Raw genomic sequence first — 20,133 nt, 5'->3', positions numbered from 1 at the left:
TTCGTTTGGAGTGCGAAACGGCTAACACAGCCGCGCCATGAACGATACCACTGCGGGAACTCCAAAACAGAGCTGGTGGCAGCGGCTGAAAGGCGGCCTGAAGCGGACCTCGAGTTCGATCGGGACCGCGGTCGCCGACCTCGTCACCAAGCGCAAGCTCGATTCGGCCATGCTCGATGACATCGAGGATGTGCTGCTGCGCGCCGATCTCGGTACCGATGTCGCGGTCCGCATTGCCGAGGCTGTCGGCAAGGGGCGCTACGACAAGGCGATCTCGGCCGACGAGGTCAAGGACGTGGTCGCGACCGAGGTCGAGAAGGTGCTGTCGCCGGTGGCAAAGCCGCTCGAGATCGATGCCGCGAAAAAGCCGTTCGTCATCCTGGTGGTCGGCGTCAACGGCTCCGGCAAGACCACGACGATCGGCAAGCTGGCGGCGAAATTTTCCGCAGAGGGCCGCAAGGTCATGCTGGCCGCCGGCGATACCTTCCGCGCCGCGGCGATCGAGCAGCTCAAGGTCTGGGGCGAGCGCACCAAGTCGCCGGTGATATCAGGCGCCCAGGGCTCGGATTCGGCGAGCCTTGCCTTCAGCGCGCTGACCGCGGCCAAGGAGCAGGCGCGCGACGTGCTGCTGATCGACACCGCCGGCCGCCTGCAGAACAAATCCGAGCTGATGAACGAGCTGGAAAAGGTCGTGCGCGTCATCAGGAAGGTCGATGCGTCGGCGCCGCACGCGGTGCTGCTCGTGCTCGACGCCACGGTGGGACAAAATGCGTTGTCGCAAGTCGAGGCGTTTCATCGTACGGCAGGCGTCACCGGGCTCGTGATGACCAAGCTTGACGGCACGGCGCGCGGCGGCATCCTTGTCGCGCTGTCGGAGAAGCACAAGCTGCCGGTGCATTTCATCGGCGTCGGCGAAGGCGTCGAGGACCTCGCGCCCTTCACGGCGAAGGATTTTGCCAAGGCAATTGCTGGAATCGAGGCATGACCCCGAAAAGTGGACACCGGTTTTCGGATCGGGTCATGCCTCAAATCAAAGTAGAGAGTTGATGGACAAGACCCAGCCGCATCCGCTGTTCAAGCTGGCGACCGAACTCGGGCCGCTGCTCGTGTTCTTTATCGCCAACGCGAAGTACCATCTGTTCGTCGCGACCGGCGCGTTCATGGTGGCGATCGTGGCCGCAATGATCGCGTCCTATGTGGTGACCAAGCACGTGCCGATCATGGCGCTGGTGACCGGCGCGATCGTCCTTGTGTTCGGCACGCTGACGCTGGTGCTGCACGACGAGACCTTCATCAAGCTCAAGCCGACCATCATCTATGGCCTGTTCGCGGCCGTGCTCGGCGGCGGGCTCTTCTTCGGCCGCTCCTTCATCGCCATCATGTTCGACCAGGTGTTCAACCTGACGCCGCAGGGCTGGCGCATCCTCACCATGCGCTGGGCGCTGTTCTTCGCCGGCATGGCGGTTCTCAACGAGCTCGTCTGGCGCACGCAGACCACGGATTTCTGGGTGAACTTCAAGGTGTTCGGCGTGACGCCGCTGACCATGATCTTCGCCATCGCCCAGATGCCACTGACCAAGCGCTATCACCTCGAGCCGGTCTCGCTGGAGGCGAGCGAGGCCGACGCGGGCGACGTGCGGAAGGGGTGATCAGCACTCTGCTCCCTCGGCCCGCTCTTGCGGGGAGAGGGTTGGGGTGAGGGGTCTCTCCACGGATAGGCTCGGAGTTTGTGACAAACACCGTCCAAAGCCCCTCACCCGAAATTCCCGCTTCGCGCGAATTTCGACCTCTCCCCGTAAAGAACGGGGAGAGGTGAGGGCCAAGAAGCCGCTCCGGCTAGCTGCCCGCCGCGAGCGCCTTCTCGATCTCGGCCTTGAGCACGCTGTTGACGTTGTCCGGCGTCACCGGGCCGACCAGCTTGTAAACGATGGTGCCCTCGCGCCCGACCAGGAAAGTTTCGGGCACTCCATAAACGCCCCATTCGATCGAGGCCCGGCCGTTGCCGTCGACGCCGACGATGCCGAACGGATTGCCATAGCGGCCGAGGAAGCGCCGGGCGTTCTCGGGCGAGTCCTTGTAGTTGATGCCGATGATCTGGAAGCGCTTGTCCTTGCCGAGCTCGGTCAGCAGCGGCGCTTCATCGTGACACGGCACGCACCACGACGCCCAGACATTGACGACCGAGACCTTGCCCTTGAAGGCGGCGGGATCGAGACCGGGGACAGGCGCGCCGTCCCGCACCAGGCCGTCGAGCGCGGGCAGGGCGGTCTGCGGCGCCGGCCGGCCGATCAGCGCCGACGGGATTTTCGAGGGATCGCCGCCATAGAGTCGCAGCAGGAACAGCCCGGCGAGGCCGAGGAAGATCACCAGCGGCAGCACCACCAGCAGGCGGCGGGCTTGCGGCGGGCTGTTGGTCGCCTGATCGCTCATCTGATATCCGCCGCGCTGCGGCCGGAGCGGCGCGACACGCCGCTGGCCTCAATCTCCCTGAGACGCGCCTGTTGCCGGCGATAGTCGGCGATGATCCAGACGATCAACAGCAGCACGACCGCCGCGACCAGCGCGTAGGACGTCACGATGAAGGAGGCGTAGGGACCAAGCGCCATCGTGTCACGCCGCTCCAATTTCGTTTGACGCGCTTTGATCGCGCGAACCAGTCGTGAACGAGACGCGGCTGGCCTGCATCATCTGCAGGCTGCGCACGCGCCGGCGCAGGATCTCGTTGCGCATCGCCGCAAGATGCAAGGTGATGAAGAGCAGCGAAAACGCGATCGCCATCACCAGCAGCGGCCACAGGAACGCCTTGTCGAGCGTCGGCCCGCCGGCGCGAAACACCGAAGCCGGCTGATGCAGCGTGTTCCACCAGTCGACCGAGAACTTGATGATCGGGATGTTGATCGCGCCCACCAGAGTGAGCACCGCCGCCGCACGCGCCGCCCGCGACGGGTCCTCCACCGCGCGCCACAGCGCCATCAGGCCGAGATACATCAGGAACAGGATCAAGACCGAGGTCAGGCGCGCATCCCATTCCCAATAGGTGCCCCACATCGGCCGGCCCCACAGCGAGCCGGTGACGAGTGCAAGGAAGGTGAAGGCGGCGCCGATCGGCGCGGCGGCCTTTGCGGCGACGTCGGCGAGCGGATGCCGCCACACCAGCGTGCCGAGCGCGGCCACGCTCATGACGCCCCAGACGAACATCGACAGCCACGCATTCGGAACGTGGATGAACATGATCTTCACCGTGGCGCCCTGCTGGTAGTCGTCGGGCGCCATCGCCGACTGGTAGAGCCCGATCGCGAGCAGGATCGCGGTCACGCCGGCGAGCCACGGCAGGATGCGCGCGGTCAGCGCCAGAAACTTGGTCGGATTGGCGAGGTCGGTCAGCGTCGCGGTCAGCTTCATGGCACCCTGATAGTCGTCCGATGTGTCGCAGGCAATTGGCCGAATTCCCCTCGGCGAGATTTGATCGGGCTCATCTCAGTCCAGCCCGTGCCGCAGGCTCGCGGCGGCGGCAAAGGGGCCGATCACGAGGCTGGCAAGCGACAGCGCGCAGAGGATCGAGAACGGTGTTCCAAAGGGCAAAGGCCCCGATATGGCGGCCTGCGAGGCCGCCACGCCGAAGATCAGCACCGGGATCGACAGCGGCAGCACCAGCACCGCGAGCAATAGCCCGCCGCGATGCAGCGTCACCGCCAGGGCCGCGCCGATCATGCCGGTGAAGGTCAGCGCCGGTGTTCCCGCCAGCAGCGTCGCGGCGACCGCAAGCGTCGCGGTGCCGTCGAGATTGAGCAGGAGGCCGAGCACCGGGGTTGCGACGATCAGCGGCAGGCCCGCCGCGATCCAGTGCGCCAGCGCCTTGGCCGCGCAGGCGAGTTCCAGCGGCGTCCGGCTCATCACGATGAGGTCGAGCGAGCCGTCCTCGTGGTCGGCCGTGAACAGCCGGTCGAGCGTGAGCAGGCTCGCCAGCAACGCGCCGAGCCAGAGGATGGCGGGGCCGAGCCGCGACAGCAGCGCCAGATCCGGCCCGACCGCGAACGGCATCAGCACGGTGACGGTGAGGAAGAACAGCACGCCGATCAGCGCGCCGCCGCCGACGCGCAGCGCGATGCGGATGTCGCGCCGGATCAAGGCGCCAAGCGCGCTCATGGCACGCCTCCCATCCGCAGATCGCGCGCATCGATGCCGAGCGGAAGGTGCGTCGCCGCGACGATCAGGCCGCCCTGTGCGAGATGGTCGCGCATCAGCCCGACGAACAGCGCCTGTCCGGCCGCATCGAGCGCCGATGTCGGCTCGTCCAGCAGCCACACCGGCCGCCGCACCGAGAGCAGGCGCGCGATCGACAGGCGGCGGCGCTGGCCGGCGGAGAGGTAGGCCGCCGGCAGATGCGCGGCGTGGTCGAGCGCCACCGCGGCAAGGCAGCCGCCGGCGTCCTGTGTCTCGCCGCCGAGGAATTCCCGCCAGAAGGACAGATTCTCCGCAACGCTCAGCGCAGGCTTCAGGGCGTCGCGATGGCCGAGATAGTGGGCCTGCTCAGGCAGGCTGAGCTCGGCGTCGCCGCCTTCGAGCGCGACCACACCCTCGGCGGGAACCAATAGCCCGGCGAGGACGCGCAGCAGCGAGGTCTTGCCGGCGCCGTTGGGGCCCGTGATGGCGAGCGCCTCGCCGGCCGTGGCCGACAGATCGAGGCCGGAAAACACCTCGCGTCCGCCGCGCACGCATTTCAGATTTCGTCCCGAGAGCCGCATGGTTCGTCTTGTCACAGCCCTCTGAAATCTTTCGCTACCGCGTGAGAATTTTTGGGTCGCGCAACGCTGTCGCACGCTTGTCGGTGTGGCGGTGCTTCTAGAAAGGTTCTATAAGCCCGGAACTTGATGCAGCACACACAATCGGCGGCCGCAACCCACCCCAGGCCATCCCTTGGCCAGTGCCGATCGCCGGTGTTTAGTTACCCTTGCCGGGTATAACTGAGAATTGGGATTCCTCGCATGACCTCGCTCGACAGCTTCAAATGCCGCAAGACCCTGAAGGTCGGCGGCAAGTCCTACGTCTATTACAGCCTGCCCCAGGCAGAGAAGAACGGACTGAAGGGGATTTCGAAGCTGCCGTATTCGATGAAGGTTCTGCTGGAGAACCTGCTGCGCAATGAGGACGGCCGCACCGTCAAGAAGGAAGACATCGTTGCGGTGTCGAAGTGGCTGAAGAAGCGCCAGCTCGAGCACGAAATCGCGTTCCGCCCGGCGCGCGTCTTGATGCAGGATTTCACCGGCGTCCCGGCCGTGGTCGATCTCGCCGCGATGCGCAACGCGATGCAGAACCTCGGCGGCGATGCCGAGAAGATCAACCCGCTGGTGCCGGTCGATCTCGTCATCGACCACTCGGTGATCGTCAACTTCTTCGGCGACAACAAGGCGTTCGCGAAGAACGTCACCGAGGAATACAAGCAGAACCAGGAGCGCTACGAGTTCCTGAAGTGGGGCCAGAAGGCGTTTTCGAACTTCTCGGTGGTGCCGCCCGGCACCGGCATCTGCCACCAGGTCAATCTCGAATATCTCGCGCAGACGGTGTGGACCAAGAAGGAGAAGATGACGGTCGGCCGGAAGACCGGCACCTTCGAGGTCGCCTATCCCGACTCGCTGGTCGGCACCGACTCGCACACCACGATGGTCAACGGCCTCGCCGTGCTCGGCTGGGGCGTCGGCGGCATCGAGGCGGAGGCCTGCATGCTCGGCCAGCCGCTGTCGATGCTGCTGCCTGAGGTGGTCGGCTTCAAGCTCAAGGGCCAGCTCAAGGAAGGCGTCACCGCGACCGACCTCGTGCTGACCGTCACCCAGATGCTGCGCAAGCTCGGCGTGGTCGGCAAGTTCGTCGAGTTCTTCGGCCCGGGCCTCGACTATCTCTCGGTCGCGGACAAGGCGACCATCGGCAACATGGCGCCCGAATACGGCGCGACCTGCGGCTTCTTCCCGGTCGATGCCGCAACCATCGATTACCTGAAGACCTCGGGCCGCAAGGCCGATCGCGTCAAGCTGGTGCAGGCCTACGCCAAGGCGCAGAGCCTGTTCCGCACCGCCAAGTCGGCCGATCCGGTGTTCACCACCACGCTGACGCTCGACCTCGGCGATGTCGTGCCGTCGATGGCCGGACCGAAGCGCCCCGAAGGCCGCATCGCGCTGCCGGCGGTGTCGACCGGTTTCGCGACCGCGCTGGTCGGCGAATACAAGAAGCCCGAGGGCGAGCAGAAGCGTTTTGCGGTCGAGGGCCGTGACTTCGATCTCGGCCATGGCGACGTCGTGATCGCGGCGATCACCTCCTGCACCAACACCTCCAATCCGAGCGTGCTGATCGGCGCCGGCCTCTTGGCGCGCAAGGCCGCCGCCAAGGGCCTGAAGGCCAAGCCGTGGGTGAAGACCTCGCTCGCGCCGGGCAGCCAGGTGGTGGCGGAGTATCTCGCCAATTCCGGCCTGCAGGCCGATCTCGACAAGGTCGGCTTCAACCTCGTCGGCTTCGGCTGCACCACCTGCATCGGCAATTCCGGCCCGCTGCCGGAAGATATCTCGAAGTCGATCAACGAAAACGGCATCGTCGCCGCCGCTGTGCTGTCGGGCAACCGCAACTTCGAAGGCCGCGTCTCGCCGGACGTGCAGGCGAACTACCTCGCCTCGCCGCCGCTCGTCGTCGCGCATGCGCTCGCCGGCACCGTGACCAAGGATCTCGCGGTCGAGCCGCTCGGCATCGGCAAGGACGGCAAGCCGGTGTTCCTCAAGGACATCTGGCCGACCGCCAAGGAGATCAACGCCTTCATGAAGAAGTACGTCACCGCGACGATCTTCAAGAAGAAGTACGCCGACGTGTTCAAGGGCGATACCAACTGGCGCAAGATCAAGACCACGGAAAGCGAGACCTATCGCTGGAACATGAGCTCGACCTATGTGCAGAACCCGCCCTATTTCGAGGGCATGAAGAAGCAGCCGGAGCCGATCGTCGACGTGGTCGATGCACGGATCCTCGCGATGTTCGGCGACAAGATCACCACCGACCACATCTCGCCGGCCGGTTCGATCAAGCTGACCTCGCCCGCCGGCAAGTTCCTCAGCGAGCACCAGGTGCGCCCCGCCGACTTCAACCAGTACGGCACACGGCGCGGCAACCATGAAGTGATGATGCGTGGTACCTTCGCCAACATCCGCATCAAGAACTTCATGCTGAAGGGCGCCGACGGCAATATTCCGGAAGGCGGTTTGACCAAGCACTGGCCCGACGGCGAGCAGATGTCGATCTACGACGCCGCGATGAAGTACCAGGCGGAAGGCGTGCCGCTGGTGGTGTTCGCCGGCGCCGAATACGGCAACGGCTCGTCGCGCGACTGGGCCGCGAAGGGCACCCGTCTGCTCGGCGTGCGCGCGGTGATCTGCCAGAGCTTCGAGCGCATCCATCGCTCCAACCTGGTCGGCATGGGTGTGCTTCCGCTCACCTTCCAGGACGGCACGTCGTGGTCCTCGCTCGGCCTCAAGGGCGACGAAAAGGTCACGATCCGCGGGCTGCAGGGCGATTTGAAGCCCCGCCAGACGCTGACGGCCGAAATCGTCTCCGCCGACGGCGGCAAGAAGGATGTGCCGCTGCTCTGCCGCATCGATACGCTGGACGAGCTCGACTACTATCGCAACGGCGGCATCCTGCATTATGTGCTGCGCAAACTCGCGGCCTAACGCGGATTTGTGATCGGTGCCTCACCGCTTAGTGAGTAGCGACTAAAAAGAAGGCGGCCTATGAAAAGGCCGCTTTCTCGCGTTTTGGGGCACGCAAGTTCAGGGACAGACTTCATGCTCCGTACAATTACGGATGGAAATCATCACGACTGGTTCGCAGTATGACAGCGATGATGGCCTATAATTCTATCTCGCGATGGTCCAGCGCCCTTGGTATCTGCGCAATCGTCGCGATCATCCGCCCCGCCCACGCCGATCCGCGTGCCGTCGTCGAACTCTTCACCTCGCAGGGATGCTCGTCCTGTCCGCCCGCGGACAAGATCATCGGTGACCTCGCGAAGGACCCCAACGTCATCGCGCTGAGCATGCCGATCGACTATTGGGACTATCTCGGCTGGAAGGACACCCTGGCCGATTCCCGTTTCAGCGCGCGCCAGAAGGCCTATTCGCATGTGCGCGGCGATCGCGACGTCTACACGCCACAGGCCGTGATCAACGGCTCCGCGCATGTGATCGGCAGCGACCGCGCCAGCATCGAGAGCGCGATCAAGGACACCGAGAAGAGCGGCAGCGTGATGTCGGTGCCGGTGACGATGACGCTGACCGGCAAGCAGATCAACGTGTCGGTCGCCGCGTCGAAGTCGCCCGCAGTGTCGCGCGGCGAGGTCTGGATCTGCTCGATCTCGAAGTCGGTGCCGATCTCGATCGCGCGCGGCGAGAACCGCGGCCGCGAGATCACCTACCACAACGTGGTGCGCAATCTCCTCAAGGTCGGTGACTGGAACGGTTCGTCCGGGAGCTGGACCGTGCCGCTGGAGAACATCACGCGTGACGGTGTCGATGCTGCGGCGGTGTACGTCCAGGACGGCAACCGCGACAAGCCGGGCCCGATGCTCGGCGCTGCCTTCACCTCGCTTCACTAGAGCCTTGCTGCGGTAAGGCGCGATGCGCCGGCTTCCGCCCGTGGCGCGCCGTTGGACCGCACGCATGTTGTCGTGCAGCCGCGCATGGCGACGAACCTGCATTCAGTGATTTGCCGAAAGGAAAGCGCCGGGGTTTTGCGCGCGTCCAGCTTGCGCAGGTCCCAAAAACAAAAAGGACCAACTTTCGTTGGCCCAGTGTTGGGATTTAACTCCCCTGCGAACAGGCCCGATCCCGACGGCCCCGGGGGGCTGGGGGCTGAGGAATCCGGAACCGAAAGGACCGGGCCAACGCAGGATTTCCTTTTCGCAGGGCAGCGGGGCGGGCGATGGGCGGAAGTGGGGCAGCAATATGATTCCGCTAACGTTCCCGTGACTCTGCGGTTTTCCGGACAATCCGCCGCGCGCGGCCGTGGTTAAGGCCCGGTTGCATTGCGATTGGCCCCTTGCGGGCCCGCTCGCTTAGCGCGATCATGTCACTCTCGTGACGATCCCGAAGAGGGGCCTTTGGAACCCGATCGCCACCGAGGTGACAGGAGGCGCTCGATGAGTTTGATCTCGGAGGACACTGATCCGAGCGGGAGTCGTGCCGCGGCGCGCACCGCCGCCGCGACCCCTCAGCCCAACCGCGTGACTTTCAATCGACTTGAACTCAACCGCATTCTCAATCTCTACGGCCGCATGGTCGCCGACGGCGAGTGGCGCGATTATGCGATCGACTTCCTGAAGGACCGTGCCGTGTTCTCGGTGTTCCGGCGCGCGTCGGAAGTGCCGATCTACCGGATCGAGAAGGACCCCCGGCTTGCGCGCAAGCAGGGCATGTACAGCGTGATTTCCGCGACCGGCCTGATCCTGCGCCGCGGCCATGAACTCGAACGCGTGCTGTTCGTGATCGACCGCAAGCTGTCGCTGGTGTAGGGATTTCTCGTAGCCCGGATGAGCGAAGCGACATCCGGGAGGATCTCACCACCCGGGTACAGCTTCCCCGGATATCGCTTCGCTCATCCGGGCTACAAATCCGCTAATCCGCCGGCGCAGTTGTGCGGCCCTCGCGCGGCCTCGCCACTATTTTTGCCTCGCGCAAACGAAAAGCTTGTAGCCCGGATGGAGCCAACGGGTCGCGCGAACGCGCGCCCGATGACAGGCTTCGCGAAATCCGGGACTGTCGCAGCCATGGATGAACTTGCCCCGGATTGCGCTGCGCTTCATCCGGGCTACGCCACATCCTGCCCCGCCCAAAAGAAAAAGCCCCGGCCGGATGGCCGGAGCTTGGATTGCAAGGCTGGATCGATCGGTTCCGCTCGAGGCGCTTAGTCGCGCTGGCCGAGCAGCTGCAGGAGCAGCGTGAACAGGTTGATGAAGTTCAGGTAGAGCGACAGCGCACCAGTGATTGCCGCCCGCTCTGCCATCACGCCACCCTGCGAGGCGTAGCCGTAGATGTAGTCGTTCTTCAGCCGCTGGGTGTCCCAGGCGGTGAGGCCCGCGAACACCAGCACGCCGACCACCGAGACGATGAACTGCAGCGCCGAGCTTGCCAGGAACAGGTTGACCAGGCTCGCGATGATGATGCCGATCAGACCCATGAACAGGAACGAGCCCATGCCGCTCATGTCACGCTTGGTGGTGTAGCCGTAGAGGCTCAGCGCGCCGAACGTCGCCGCGGTGATGAAGAACACGCGCACGATCGAGGTGTGCGTGTACACCAGGAAGATCGACGACAGCGACAGACCCATCAGCGCCGAGAACACCCAGAACAGGAGTTGGGCGGTCGCGGGCTGCAGGCGGTTGATGCCGGCCGAGATGACGAACACCATCGCCAGAGGGGCGAGGATGAACAGCCACTTCAGCGGGCTCACGAACATCGCGTAGCCGAACTGCGTCAGATAGGCGTTGCCGAACTTGGCGACGGCGGCCGACTGGTCGGTGGTCACCGCACCCATGTAGACGCCGAGCGCGGCGAGGCCGGTGATGGCCAGGCCGATGCTCATGTAGTTGTAGATGCGCAGCATGTAGGCGCGCAGACCGGCGTCGACGGCCGCAGCGTCAATGCGCCCGGCGGCCCGGCCGAAAGGAGAAGCGTAGTTGCGGTCTAGGTCCGACATGGTCGAATTCCCGTGGTTGGTCCCGGTGGAGCGCAAGGGATTTGCGGCGCCGGTCGTAAATCTATCTCAGATGGCTCGGTTTGCGGAACATTAATTCCGTGTCATTCAAACCGACTATCCGACCCGATTGGTATGTGGGAAATTAACACATCCGACGCAAGCTTCCACGCGCGGCCGAATGTCGCTCTACCCTAGCGTTACAGGCAAAAACGGCGCTCGCGCCGCTACATTTTGTCACAAATTCCGCAACACTGAGGCCGGCTTCTGGTTTAGCGCGAGCAGCGTCCCGGCGAGCCCCAGTCCGACCGTGACGACCAGCGCGGCGACCACGACCAGCGCGGCGCTGCCGGCCTGCCAGATAAAACTCAGCGTCATCAGCCGCGTCACGATCAGCCAGGCCGCGATCGAGCCGGCGATCACCCCGAACACAGCGGTTGCAAAACCGATCATCAGATACTCCAGCGCGTAGGCGCCGAGCAATCGCACCCGCGTGGCGCCGAGCGTCTTGAGAATCACGGCGTCATAGACGCGGTGGCGGTGTCCGGCCGCGAGCGCGCCGCCGAGCACCAGGATCGCCGAGATCAGGGTCACGGCGCTGGCGCCGCGGATCGCCAGCACCAGATTGCTGACGACGCTGCCGACCGTCTCCAGCGCCTCGCGGACCCGCACGCTGGTCACCATCGGGAACGCGTCGGCGACCTGCTTGATGATGCGCGCGTCGTCGGCGGAATCGGCGTGTGGTTCCGTCAGGGTCGCGACATGGCTGTGCGGCGCGCCCTTGAAGGCATTCGGCGAGAACACCAGCACGAAATTGATGCCGAGGCCCTGCCAGTCGATGTTGCGCAGGTTGGCGATCTTCGCCGGCACGTCGCGGCCGAGCACGTTGACCACGATCTCGTCGCCGATCTTCAGGGAAAGGCCGTCGGCGATCTTCTTCTCCATCGAGACCAGCGGAGGCCCGCTGTAGTCCGGCCCCCACCATTCGCCCTCGACGATCTTCGAGCCCTTGGGAATTTCGCCGGTATAGGTCAGGCCGCGGTCGCTCTGCAGCACCCATTCCGAATCGACGGACGGCTTGAGTTGGTCGGCCTTGACGCCGCGCGCGGCCACGATGCGCCCGCGCAGCATCGGCACGTCCTCGACGGTCGAGCCGGCGGCGATCTTGGCCAGGAAGGCATTGAAGCGGTCGGCTTCGGTGGAGGGGATGTCGATGAAGAAGAACGACGGCGCCCGCTCGGGCAGGGCGGCGAGGAATTGTCGGCGCAGATTGCCGTCGATCTGGGTGATGGTGACGAGCACCGCGAGCCCCAGCCCCAGCGACAGCACCACCGACGGCGTCAGCGCGCCCGGCCGGTGGATGTTGGCGATCGCGAGCCGCAGCATGGTCATGCGGCTGCGCGGCAGCCGCCGCGCCACCGCCATCAGGAGCTCGGCGATTCCGCGCAACAGCAGGAACACCGCGATCGACGAGGCGACGAACACGGCGGCGACCCGCTTGTCATAGGCAAGCCCGATCGCGACGCCGATCAGGAGCGCGATCACCACGGCCATCAGCGCCAGATAGCTCCAGCGCGGGCGATGCCACTCGCTGGTGACGGTCTCGCGGAACAGCGCGGCGACCGGCACGTCATGCACGCGGCCGAGCGGCCACAGCCCGAACGCCAGCGCGGTGAGCTGGCCGTAGATGAAGGACAGCGCCAGCTCGTCGGGATGCAGCGCGGGCACCACCGGCAGCGGCAGCAGCTTGCCGAACAGGCCGACGATGACGAAGGGCAGCGCGGCGCCGAGCACGAGCCCGATCACCGAGCCGATCCCGGCCAGCACCACCACCTGCGTGCAGTAGATCGTGAAGACGTCGCGGCCGGTGGCGCCGAGCGCCTTGAACGAAGCGATGACGTCGCGGCGCCGGTCGATATGGCTCTTCACCGCGTTGGCGACGCCGACACCGCCGACCAGCAGCGCCGCGAGGCCGACCAGGGTCAGGAACTGGGTGAAGCGGCTGATGGTGCGCTCGAGCTGCGGTGAGGCATTGCTGCGGCTGCGGACCTCCCAGCCGGCCTCCGGCGCGGCACTGCGCGCGCCGTCGATCAGCGCGGTGGTGGCGCGATCGTCGTTGGCGCCGTCGGGCAGTTTCACCCGGTAGATCCAGCGCACCAGGCTGCCCGGTTGCAGCAGGTCGGTGGCGTGCAGGCTGGCTTCGCTGATCAGGAAGCGCGGACCGAGGCCGACGCCGCCGGCGAGCTTGTCGGGCTCGGCCACCACCACGCTGCGGATCTGGTAGGTCGCACTGCCGATGGTGACGTGGTCGCCGAGCTTCAGGTCGAGCCGCGCCAGCAACGTCGAATCGGCGGCCGCGCCATAGGCGCCGTCGCGTTCGGCGAGCAGATCGGCGACCGGCATGTTCGGCTCGAGCGTCAGCTCGCCGAGCATCGGATATTTGCCGTCGACCGCCTTGAGCTCGACCAGCGCCAGCTTGCCGTCATTGCTGCGCGCCATCGCACGCAGCGTGGCCGCGATCGAAACCTCGCCGCGCGTGCGCAGATAGGCGACCTCGCCGGGCTTGGCCTCGCGCGAGATCAGCGAGAACGCGGCGTCGCCGCCGAGCAGCGTGCGTCCCTCGCGCGACAGGCCGTCGCCGAGGCTGGCGGCGACCGAGCCGACGCCGGCAATCGCCATCACGCCGAGCGCGATGCAGGCGATGAACACGTAGAAGCCGCGCAGGCCGCCGCGCAATTCGCGCAGCGCGTAACGGAAGGCAAGCGACGACGCGCGGCCCTGCAGCGCGACTTCTGACGCAATGCTCATGTGGTGGCAAAGCTCATGTAGTTGATTGTCCGTCGATGCGGCCGGAGCGCAGCCGCACGACGCGGTCGCAGCGCTGCGCGAGCGCGAGATCGTGCGTCACCAGCACCAGCGTCATGCCGCGCTCGTCGTGCTTGGTGAACAGCAGGTCGACGATCTGCTTGCCCGTCGTCTCGTCGAGATTCCCGGTCGGCTCGTCGGCAACGAGGATCGCGGGATCGGGCGCGAGCGCGCGCGCGATCGCGACGCGCTGCTGCTCGCCGCCGGAGAGTTGCGTCGGATAGTGATGCAGGCGCTCGCCGAGCCCGACCGATTGCAGCTCCTGCGCAGCGCGCGCGGCCGCATCGGGATTGCCGGCGAGTTCGAGCGGCACCGCGACATTCTCCAGCGCCGTCATGGTCGGGATCAGATGGAACGACTGGAAGACGATGCCGACCTGGCGGCCGCGGAAGCGCGCCAGCGCATCTTCATCGAGGGCATTGAACGAGGTGCCGTTGACGACCACTTCTCCACTGTCAGGACGTTCGAGCCCCGCCATCACCATCAGCAAGGTCGACTTGCCCGAGCCCGACGGGCCGATCAGGCCGATGGCCTCACCCGCCGCCACACGAAGGCTGATATCTTTGAGGATATGGACCCGTGCCGCGCCGGTGCCGAGCGAGAGATTGACGTTCCTGACGGCAATGGTGTCCGGCTCGACGTCGGTCAGTGAAGAGGGTTCGATGAGACTGTCCATGGTTCGGTCATATGGCACTTCCGCGGCTGCGGTCGAGGGCCGGTTGAGAATCTTCGTGCACATACTCGTGTTGCTTATGGGCTTGATGACGGCGGCCAGCGCGCAGACGCCAAGACTGGAGAACGGGCCGGAGAAAGGCCCGGCGAAGCCGATCAAGATGGTGGTTCTGGGCGATTCCCTGAGCGCCGGGTACGGCCTCCCGGGCCCGGCGGCGTTCCCGATCCGGCTGCAAAAGGCGTTGGAAGCCAAGGGGATAAAGGTCGAGATGAGCAACGCCGGGGTGTCCGGCGACACCGCCTCGGGCGGCCGCGAGCGGCTCGACTGGTCGGTGCCCGATGGAACCGATGCCGTGATCGTCGAGCTCGGCGCCAACGATGCGTTGCGCGGCATCGATCCCGCCGTCACGCGTGCCGCGCTCTCCGACATCATCACAAAGTTGCAGGCGCGCAAGATCGCCGTGCTCTTGTGCGGCATGCTCGCGCCACCGAACTATGGCAGTGAGTATGCAGCGAAGTTCAACGCAATCTATCCGGATCTCTCGAAGTCCCTTGGCGTGCGGCTCTATCCGTTCTTCCTCGATGGCGTTGCTGCCGATGCCAAGCTCAACCAGGCTGACGGCATGCATCCGAAGGCGGAAGGTGTGGACATCATCGTGAAGAATATCCTGCCCACGGTGGAGGCATTTCTCGGCGCAATATCAGGGCAACGCAGCTGAAACGCAGGCAGCGAGCCGGGTTGTGTCCGTAGGTTTACGAGCTGTTAACGGGTCATGCTTCGCAGAGTCACATATCTCGGGTACAAATAGGCATCGGTGATTCGTCACCGGGCCGTTACAGGGTGCGGGCTCCCAAAACCCGCGCCAAGCATCGAGGATTAATGCGATGCCGCGTCTGTTCACTGGACTGGAAATTCCGGCCGAGATCGGCCAGACACTTTCCAATTTGCGTGGCGGCCTTCCCGGCGCACGCTGGATCGATCCCGAAAATTATCACGTCACTCTGCGCTTCATCGGCGACATCGATGGCCTCTGGGCCAACGAGATCGCGACGATGCTGTTTCGGGTGAACCGAAAACCGTTCGAGGTCAAACTGCAAGGCCTGTCGAGCTTCGGCGGACGCAAGCCGCGCGCGGTGGTTGCCGCCGTCGAGCCCAGTCGGCCGCTGATCGAACTGCAGGCCGAGCTCGAGCGGATGATGCAGCGGATGGGGCTCAATCCCGAGGGCAGAAAATTCACGCCACATATCACGCTCGCGCGTTTGCATGACGCTTCGAGCCAGGACGTCGCGGATTATCTGTCGGTGCGCGGCTACTTCCCGAGCCGCAGCTTCATGGCGGACCGCTTCGTGCTGTTCTCGTCGCGCGCGTCGACAGGCGGCGGCCCCTATGTGGTCGAGGATTCCTACGCGCTCTGCGCGTGAGCCTCTTCACCTCGCCCCGCTTGCGGGGAGAGGTCGGATCGCATCGAAGATGCGATCCGGGTGAGGGGGTACAGGTCCGTCGATAGAGCGCGTCGGGTGGTGAGAGCCCCTCACCCCAGCCCTCTCCCCGCAAGAGCGGGGCGAGGGAGAGGAAAGTGCATACCCACCGGCACAATTCACGACTTGCAATTTGCCGCGCACTAGGGCCGTAAGGTGGGCTCATGTTGTCCACCTCGCCCAGTTCCTTTCTCGAACTCTACAGATCCCTGGTCGCCTCCGGCGCGATCGAGGCCGATCCCGCGCAGGCCCGCGCCGCCGAGGCGTTCGGCGCGCTGGATGAGCGGCTCGCGAGCTACAAGCCGCAGCGCAAGCAAGGCCTGTTCGGGCGGCTGTTCGGCGGCGACAAGGACGACAAGCCGCCGCGCGGGCTCTACGTCCACGGCGAGGTCGGTCGCGGCAAGACCATGCTGATGGATCTGTTCTTCCAGCAGAGCCCGGTCGAGCACAAGCGCCGCGCGCACTTCCACGAATTCATGGCCGAGGCGCATGAGCGCATCTACGGCTACCGTCAGCAGATCGCGCGCGGCGAGATCGTGGACGGCGACGTGATCGCACTCACCGCGCAGGCAATCTTCGACGAAGCCTGGCTGCTCTGCTTCGACGAATTTCACGTCACCGACATCGCCGATGCGATGATCCTCGGCCGGCTGTTCGCAAAGCTGTTCGATCTCGGCACCGTGGTGGTCGCGACCTCGAACGTTGCGCCTGACGATCTCTACAAGGGCGGTCTCAATCGCGCGCTGTTCCTGCCGTTCATCGCGCAGATCTCCGACCACATGGACGTGCTGCGGCTCGATGCGCGCACCGACTTCCGGCTGGAGAAACTCGTCGGCGTCAAGATGTGGCTGGTGCCCGCGGATGACGCGGCCGATGCCGCGCTCAACGCGGCCTGGCGCAAGATGACCGGCAATGCCCCGTGCAAGGCGCGCCTCATTCCGATCAAGGGACGTATCCTGAACGTGCCCTGCTCGGCGCACGGCGTCGCGCGCTTCAGCTTCATGGACATCTGCGAGAAGCCGCTGGCCGCGTCCGACTATCTCAGGCTCGCGCACGACTACCATACGATCCTGATCGACCACATTCCGGTGATGGACTACGCCGAGCGCAATGCCGCCAAGCGCTTCATCTCGCTGATCGACACGCTCTATGACAATGCCGTGAAGCTGATGGCCTCGGCCGAGGCCGATCCGGTGTCGCTTTACCTTGCGACCGAAGGCGTCGAGGCGATGGAGTTCAAGCGCACGTCCTCGCGCCTGATCGAGATGAGCTCGGAATCCTACCTGGCGCTGCCGCACGGCCGGAAGGACTCCTCGGCGAGCGGCGCGTCGACCGGCCTGGTCGAGACCTGAAATTCAGCCTCGAAATTTCGTCTTGAAATTCCGTCTTGCGCGCGGTCCGGTTCGGAGCAACTTTTCGTGTCTCCGGGGCGGATGTTGCTGGCATGCCTGATCGAATTCCAGGCAGGGCCCGCAATCGGGCAGGCCGCGACTTGAATGGATCAATCGAAAGGGATAACCACCCTTGCAACCGACTTCCCTCCCTCCCGTACACAGTTCAAAGGACTGATTTCCCATGGCACGCGACAAGATTGCTCTGATTGGCTCCGGACAGATCGGCGGAACGCTGGCGCACCTCGTCGGCCTCAAGGAACTCGGAGACGTCGTGCTGTTCGATATTGCCGAGGGCGTGCCGCAGGGCAAAGCACTCGACATCGCGCAGTCGTCGCCGGTCGACGGTTTCGATTCCAATCTGGTCGGCGCCAATTCCTATGAAGCTCTCGACGGCGCCAAGGTCTGCATCGTCACCGCGGGCGTGCCGCGCAAGCCCGGCATGAGCCGCGACGATCTCCTCTCCATCAACCTCAAGGTCATGGAGCAGGTCGGCGCCGGCATCAAGAAGTACGCGCCCGACGCTTTCGTCATCTGCATCACCAACCCGCTCGACGCCATGGTGTGGGCGCTGCAGAAGGCCTCGGGCCTGCCGCACAAGAAGGTGGTCGGCATGGCCGGCGTGCTCGACTCCGCGCGTTTCCGCTATTTCCTGGCCGACGAATTCCACGTCTCGGTCGAGGACGTCACCGCCTTCGTGCTCGGCGGCCACGGCGACACCATGGTGCCGCTGACCCGCTACTCGACCGTCGCCGGCATTCCGCTGCCCGACCTCGTCAAGATGGGCTGGACCTCGCAGGCGCGCATCGATGAGATCGTCGATCGCACCCGCAACGGCGGCGCCGAGATCGTCAACCTGCTCAAGACCGGCTCGGCCTTCTACGCGCCGGCCGCGTCCGCGATCGCGATGGCCGAGAGCTATCTGAAGGACAAGAAGCGCGTGCTGCCCTGCGCCGCCTATCTCAACGGCGAGTACGGCGTGAAGGACATGTATGTCGGCGTGCCGGTTGTGGTCGGCGCCAAGGGTGTCGAGCGCATCGTCGAGATCGAACTGGCGGGCAAGGACCGCGAGGCTTTCGACAAGTCGGTCGGTGCGGTGCAGGGCCTGGTCGACGCCTGCAAGAAGATCGCGCCCGATCTGCTCGGCAAGTAATCTCGAATGGCAATGACCCGATAGGCGGTTTCAATCGTCTATCGGGTGCAAGGCGATGAAATTCCGGCGGATTTTTTAGTTGCGCGAGCTTTGGTATATGGTATGCCAGTCTCAAGGCTGACGTAAAAGGTCGCCGCACGAGGGTTTGGGAGCGTCTTTCCATGAATATCCACGAATACCAGGCCAAGGCTTTGCTGCATGAATTCGGCGTGCCGATCTCGCGCGGCGTGCCGGTGCTGAAGCCGGAAGAGGCCGACGCGGCGGCCAAGCAGCTGCCCGGCCCGATCTGGGTGGTGAAGAGCCAGATCCATGCCGGCGGCCGCGGCAAGGGCAAGTTCAAGGAAGCATCGGCCGGCGACAAGGGCGGCGTCCGCATCGCCAAGTCGGCCGCCGAGGTCGGCGAATTCGCCAAGCAGATGCTCGGCGCGACGCTGGTCACGGTGCAGACCGGTCCGCACGGCAAGCAGGTCAATCGCCTCTACATCGAGGAAGGCTCCGACATCGACAAGGAGTTCTACCTCTCGATCCTGGTCAATCGCGAGACCTCCGAAATCTCCTTCGTGGTGTCGACCGAAGGCGGCGTGAATATCGAAGAGGTCGCGCATTCGACCCCGGAAAAGATCGTCTCGTTCTCGGTCGATCCCGCGACCGGCATCATGCCGCATCACGGCCGCACGGTTGCCAAGGCGCTGAAGCTGACCGGCGATCTCGCCAAGCAGGCCGAGAAGCTGACCGGCCAGCTCTATGCCGCCTTCGCCGCCAAGGACATGGCGATGCTCGAGATCAATCCGCTCGTCGTCACCAAGCAGGGCCAGCTGCGCGTGCTCGACGCCAAGGTGTCGTTCGACAGCAACGCGCTCTATCGTCATCCGGACGTGGTCGCGCTGCGCGACGAGACCGAGGAAGACGCCAAGGAGATCGAGGCGTCGAAATACGACCTCAACTACGTCGCGCTCGACGGCACGATCGGCTGCATGGTCAACAAGTCGGATCGTAGCCATGTCGTTCTGTGAGCCAAGGAGTTGCCAGACATATTTGTCTTCCTAAGACCGCTTGGCCTCCGACTTCGCCAGCGTGGAGAAGGTCGCGGCCGCGTTCAAGATCATCACCGCCGATCCGAACGTGAAGGGCATCCTGGTCAACATCTTCGGCGGCATCATGAAGTGCGACGTGATCGCCGAGGGCGTGGTCGCCGCGGTGAAGCAGGTCGGTCTCAAGGTGCCGCTGGTGGTGCGCCTCGAAGGCACCAATGTCGAGCAGGGCAAGAAGATCATCCGCGAGAGCGGCCTCAACGTCCTGCCCGCCGACAACCTCGATGACGCTGCACAGAAGATCGTGAAAGCCGTCAAGGGAGGCTAACGATGGCCGATCATCTCGACGCTCCGACACCGCTGGACGAACACCGCAAGCTCGCGGCGTTTGCGGGCGAGTGGAGCGGCGAAGAGATGGTCTATCCGTCGCGCTGGACCGCGGGCGGTCCGGCCACCTCGCACGTCGTTGCGCGCATCGCGCTCAACGGCTTCTACCTGATCCAGGACAGCGTGCAGACTCGCGACGGCAAGGAGAGCTTCGCCACCCACGGCGTGTTCACCTACGACCGCGACGATCGGGCCTACAAATTGTTCTGGCACGACTCGCTCGGCTACTACCCGCCGTCACCGGCGTCCGGTGGCTGGGCGGGCAAGTCGCTGATCCTGGTGCGCGGCTCGCTGCGCGGCAATGCCCGTCACGTCTACGAGGTCGTCGACGACGACACCTACAACATGAAAATCCAGTTCTCGCCTGACGCGGAAGGGTGGGCCGACGTGCTCACCGGCGTGTACCGGCGTGTTCACTGAACCCCTTCAC

Annotated in this window: 18 protein-coding genes and 1 pseudogene; 11 read left to right on the top strand and 8 right to left on the bottom strand. The window is 64.9% G+C overall.

What is annotated here, in order from left to right:
- Positions 1 to 37 precede the first annotated feature (37 nt).
- Positions 38 to 985: a signal recognition particle-docking protein FtsY gene (gene ftsY, locus QJT82_RS15005; protein ID WP_028340830.1), complete on the top strand. Its 948-nt coding sequence runs from the start codon at positions 38 to 40 to the stop codon at positions 983 to 985.
- A gap of 61 nt (positions 986 to 1,046) precedes the next feature.
- Complete coding sequence (locus tag QJT82_RS15000; protein ID WP_028340829.1) at positions 1,047 to 1,649, top strand: septation protein A; 603 nt, start codon at positions 1,047 to 1,049, stop codon at positions 1,647 to 1,649.
- Between the two features lie 187 nt (positions 1,650 to 1,836).
- On the opposite strand, the gene QJT82_RS14995 is transcribed toward QJT82_RS15000, so the two are convergent.
- From QJT82_RS14995 to ccmA, 5 genes are all read right to left on the bottom strand, one after another.
- Positions 1,837 to 2,430 carry a DsbE family thiol:disulfide interchange protein gene (locus tag QJT82_RS14995; RefSeq protein ID WP_028340828.1) on the bottom strand — a complete coding sequence of 198 codons (594 nt, stop codon included), beginning with the start codon at positions 2,428 to 2,430 and terminating at the stop codon, positions 1,837 to 1,839.
- On the bottom strand, positions 2,427 to 2,606 hold the full coding sequence (gene ccmD / locus QJT82_RS14990) for a heme exporter protein CcmD (RefSeq protein WP_028340827.1): 180 nt from the start codon (positions 2,604 to 2,606) through the stop codon (positions 2,427 to 2,429). The genes QJT82_RS14995 and ccmD overlap by 4 nt, the downstream gene beginning before the upstream one ends.
- 4 nt (positions 2,607 to 2,610) lie before the next feature.
- Positions 2,611 to 3,402 carry a heme ABC transporter permease gene (locus QJT82_RS14985; RefSeq protein ID WP_028340826.1) on the bottom strand — a complete coding sequence of 264 codons (792 nt, stop codon included), beginning with the start codon at positions 3,400 to 3,402 and terminating at the stop codon, positions 2,611 to 2,613.
- A gap of 75 nt (positions 3,403 to 3,477) precedes the next feature.
- Complete coding sequence (gene ccmB, locus QJT82_RS14980; protein ID WP_018269392.1) at positions 3,478 to 4,146, bottom strand: heme exporter protein CcmB; 669 nt, start codon at positions 4,144 to 4,146, stop codon at positions 3,478 to 3,480.
- On the bottom strand, positions 4,143 to 4,745 hold the full coding sequence (gene ccmA / locus QJT82_RS14975; protein WP_028340825.1) for a heme ABC exporter ATP-binding protein CcmA: 603 nt from the start codon (positions 4,743 to 4,745) through the stop codon (positions 4,143 to 4,145). Before ccmA ends, ccmB begins: the two co-directional genes overlap by 4 nt.
- 240 nt (positions 4,746 to 4,985) lie before the next feature.
- Between ccmA and acnA the strand changes: the two genes are divergently transcribed.
- The 3 genes from acnA (at position 4,986) to QJT82_RS14960 (ending at position 9,544) form a co-directional block, all read left to right on the top strand.
- On the top strand, positions 4,986 to 7,706 hold the full coding sequence (gene acnA, locus QJT82_RS14970; protein WP_028340824.1) for an aconitate hydratase AcnA: 2,721 nt from the start codon (positions 4,986 to 4,988) through the stop codon (positions 7,704 to 7,706).
- Positions 7,707 to 7,867: 161 nt separating this feature from the next.
- Positions 7,868 to 8,629, top strand: a complete 762-nt coding sequence (locus QJT82_RS14965) for a DUF1223 domain-containing protein (protein ID WP_028340823.1) — start codon at positions 7,868 to 7,870, stop codon at positions 8,627 to 8,629.
- A gap of 543 nt (positions 8,630 to 9,172) precedes the next feature.
- Positions 9,173 to 9,544 (top strand): DUF2794 domain-containing protein, encoded by a 372-nt coding sequence (locus QJT82_RS14960; protein ID WP_028340822.1) that lies wholly within the window; start codon positions 9,173 to 9,175, stop codon positions 9,542 to 9,544.
- A 392-nt stretch (positions 9,545 to 9,936) separates the two neighbouring features.
- Here the strand turns inward: QJT82_RS14960 and QJT82_RS14955 are convergent, their stop codons facing one another.
- From QJT82_RS14955 to QJT82_RS14945, 3 genes are all read right to left on the bottom strand, one after another.
- Positions 9,937 to 10,728 (bottom strand): Bax inhibitor-1/YccA family protein, encoded by a 792-nt coding sequence (locus QJT82_RS14955; RefSeq protein WP_021078796.1) that lies wholly within the window; start codon positions 10,726 to 10,728, stop codon positions 9,937 to 9,939.
- A gap of 234 nt (positions 10,729 to 10,962) precedes the next feature.
- Positions 10,963 to 13,533 carry an ABC transporter permease gene (locus QJT82_RS14950; protein WP_028340821.1) on the bottom strand — a complete coding sequence of 857 codons (2,571 nt, stop codon included), beginning with the start codon at positions 13,531 to 13,533 and terminating at the stop codon, positions 10,963 to 10,965.
- A gap of 13 nt (positions 13,534 to 13,546) precedes the next feature.
- A complete protein-coding gene (locus QJT82_RS14945) occupies positions 13,547 to 14,266 on the bottom strand; it encodes an ABC transporter ATP-binding protein (protein WP_028340820.1) in 720 nt (239 codons plus the stop codon).
- 85 nt (positions 14,267 to 14,351) lie between these two features.
- On the opposite strand from QJT82_RS14945, the gene QJT82_RS14940 reads away from it, so the two are divergent.
- From QJT82_RS14940 to QJT82_RS14915, 6 genes and pseudogenes are all read left to right on the top strand, one after another.
- Positions 14,352 to 14,981, top strand: a complete 630-nt coding sequence (locus QJT82_RS14940; RefSeq protein ID WP_245288721.1) for an arylesterase — start codon at positions 14,352 to 14,354, stop codon at positions 14,979 to 14,981.
- A 166-nt stretch (positions 14,982 to 15,147) separates the two neighbouring features.
- Positions 15,148 to 15,684, top strand: coding sequence for an RNA 2',3'-cyclic phosphodiesterase (gene thpR / locus QJT82_RS14935; protein ID WP_028340818.1), 537 nt, complete (start codon positions 15,148 to 15,150; stop codon positions 15,682 to 15,684).
- A 221-nt stretch (positions 15,685 to 15,905) separates the two neighbouring features.
- Positions 15,906 to 17,093: a cell division protein ZapE gene (zapE, locus tag QJT82_RS14930; protein WP_028340817.1), complete on the top strand. Its 1,188-nt coding sequence runs from the start codon at positions 15,906 to 15,908 to the stop codon at positions 17,091 to 17,093.
- A 223-nt stretch (positions 17,094 to 17,316) separates the two neighbouring features.
- Positions 17,317 to 18,285 (top strand): malate dehydrogenase, encoded by a 969-nt coding sequence (gene mdh, locus QJT82_RS14925; protein WP_028336306.1) that lies wholly within the window; start codon positions 17,317 to 17,319, stop codon positions 18,283 to 18,285.
- Between the two features lie 161 nt (positions 18,286 to 18,446).
- Positions 18,447 to 19,644: pseudogene (sucC, locus tag QJT82_RS14920) on the top strand (ADP-forming succinate--CoA ligase subunit beta).
- Between the two features lie 2 nt (positions 19,645 to 19,646).
- Positions 19,647 to 20,123: a DUF1579 family protein gene (locus tag QJT82_RS14915; protein ID WP_028340815.1), complete on the top strand. Its 477-nt coding sequence runs from the start codon at positions 19,647 to 19,649 to the stop codon at positions 20,121 to 20,123.
- The last annotated feature ends 10 nt before the right edge of the window (positions 20,124 to 20,133 follow it).

The organism is Bradyrhizobium sp. Mp19, from assembly GCF_029952935.1.
GTDB lineage: Bacteria > Pseudomonadota > Alphaproteobacteria > Rhizobiales > Xanthobacteraceae > Bradyrhizobium > Bradyrhizobium elkanii.
The sequence above is the reverse complement of the archived record's forward strand: the minus strand, read 5'-3'. Positions and strand labels throughout refer to the sequence as shown.

Bases quoted from the DNA above. Each gene is read 5' to 3' on its own strand.
- ftsY (WP_028340830.1), top strand. From the start codon at position 38: ATGAACGATACCACTGCGGGAACTCCAAAACAGAGCTGGTGGCAGCGG.
- QJT82_RS15000 (WP_028340829.1), top strand. From the start codon at position 1,047: ATGGACAAGACCCAGCCGCATCCGCTGTTCAAGCTGGCGACCGAACTC.
- QJT82_RS14995 (WP_028340828.1), bottom strand. From the start codon at position 2,430: ATGAGCGATCAGGCGACCAACAGCCCGCCGCAAGCCCGCCGCCTGCTG.
- ccmD (WP_028340827.1), bottom strand. From the start codon at position 2,606: ATGGCGCTTGGTCCCTACGCCTCCTTCATCGTGACGTCCTACGCGCTG.
- QJT82_RS14985 (WP_028340826.1), bottom strand. From the start codon at position 3,402: ATGAAGCTGACCGCGACGCTGACCGACCTCGCCAATCCGACCAAGTTT.
- ccmB (WP_018269392.1), bottom strand. From the start codon at position 4,146: ATGAGCGCGCTTGGCGCCTTGATCCGGCGCGACATCCGCATCGCGCTG.
- ccmA (WP_028340825.1), bottom strand. From the start codon at position 4,745: ATGCGGCTCTCGGGACGAAATCTGAAATGCGTGCGCGGCGGACGCGAG.
- acnA (WP_028340824.1), top strand. From the start codon at position 4,986: ATGACCTCGCTCGACAGCTTCAAATGCCGCAAGACCCTGAAGGTCGGC.
- QJT82_RS14965 (WP_028340823.1), top strand. From the start codon at position 7,868: ATGACAGCGATGATGGCCTATAATTCTATCTCGCGATGGTCCAGCGCC.
- QJT82_RS14960 (WP_028340822.1), top strand. From the start codon at position 9,173: ATGAGTTTGATCTCGGAGGACACTGATCCGAGCGGGAGTCGTGCCGCG.
- QJT82_RS14955 (WP_021078796.1), bottom strand. From the start codon at position 10,728: ATGTCGGACCTAGACCGCAACTACGCTTCTCCTTTCGGCCGGGCCGCC.
- QJT82_RS14950 (WP_028340821.1), bottom strand. From the start codon at position 13,533: ATGAGCATTGCGTCAGAAGTCGCGCTGCAGGGCCGCGCGTCGTCGCTT.
- QJT82_RS14945 (WP_028340820.1), bottom strand. From the start codon at position 14,266: ATGGACAGTCTCATCGAACCCTCTTCACTGACCGACGTCGAGCCGGAC.
- QJT82_RS14940 (WP_245288721.1), top strand. From the start codon at position 14,352: ATGACGGCGGCCAGCGCGCAGACGCCAAGACTGGAGAACGGGCCGGAG.
- thpR (WP_028340818.1), top strand. From the start codon at position 15,148: ATGCCGCGTCTGTTCACTGGACTGGAAATTCCGGCCGAGATCGGCCAG.
- zapE (WP_028340817.1), top strand. From the start codon at position 15,906: ATGTTGTCCACCTCGCCCAGTTCCTTTCTCGAACTCTACAGATCCCTG.
- mdh (WP_028336306.1), top strand. From the start codon at position 17,317: ATGGCACGCGACAAGATTGCTCTGATTGGCTCCGGACAGATCGGCGGA.
- QJT82_RS14915 (WP_028340815.1), top strand. From the start codon at position 19,647: ATGGCCGATCATCTCGACGCTCCGACACCGCTGGACGAACACCGCAAG.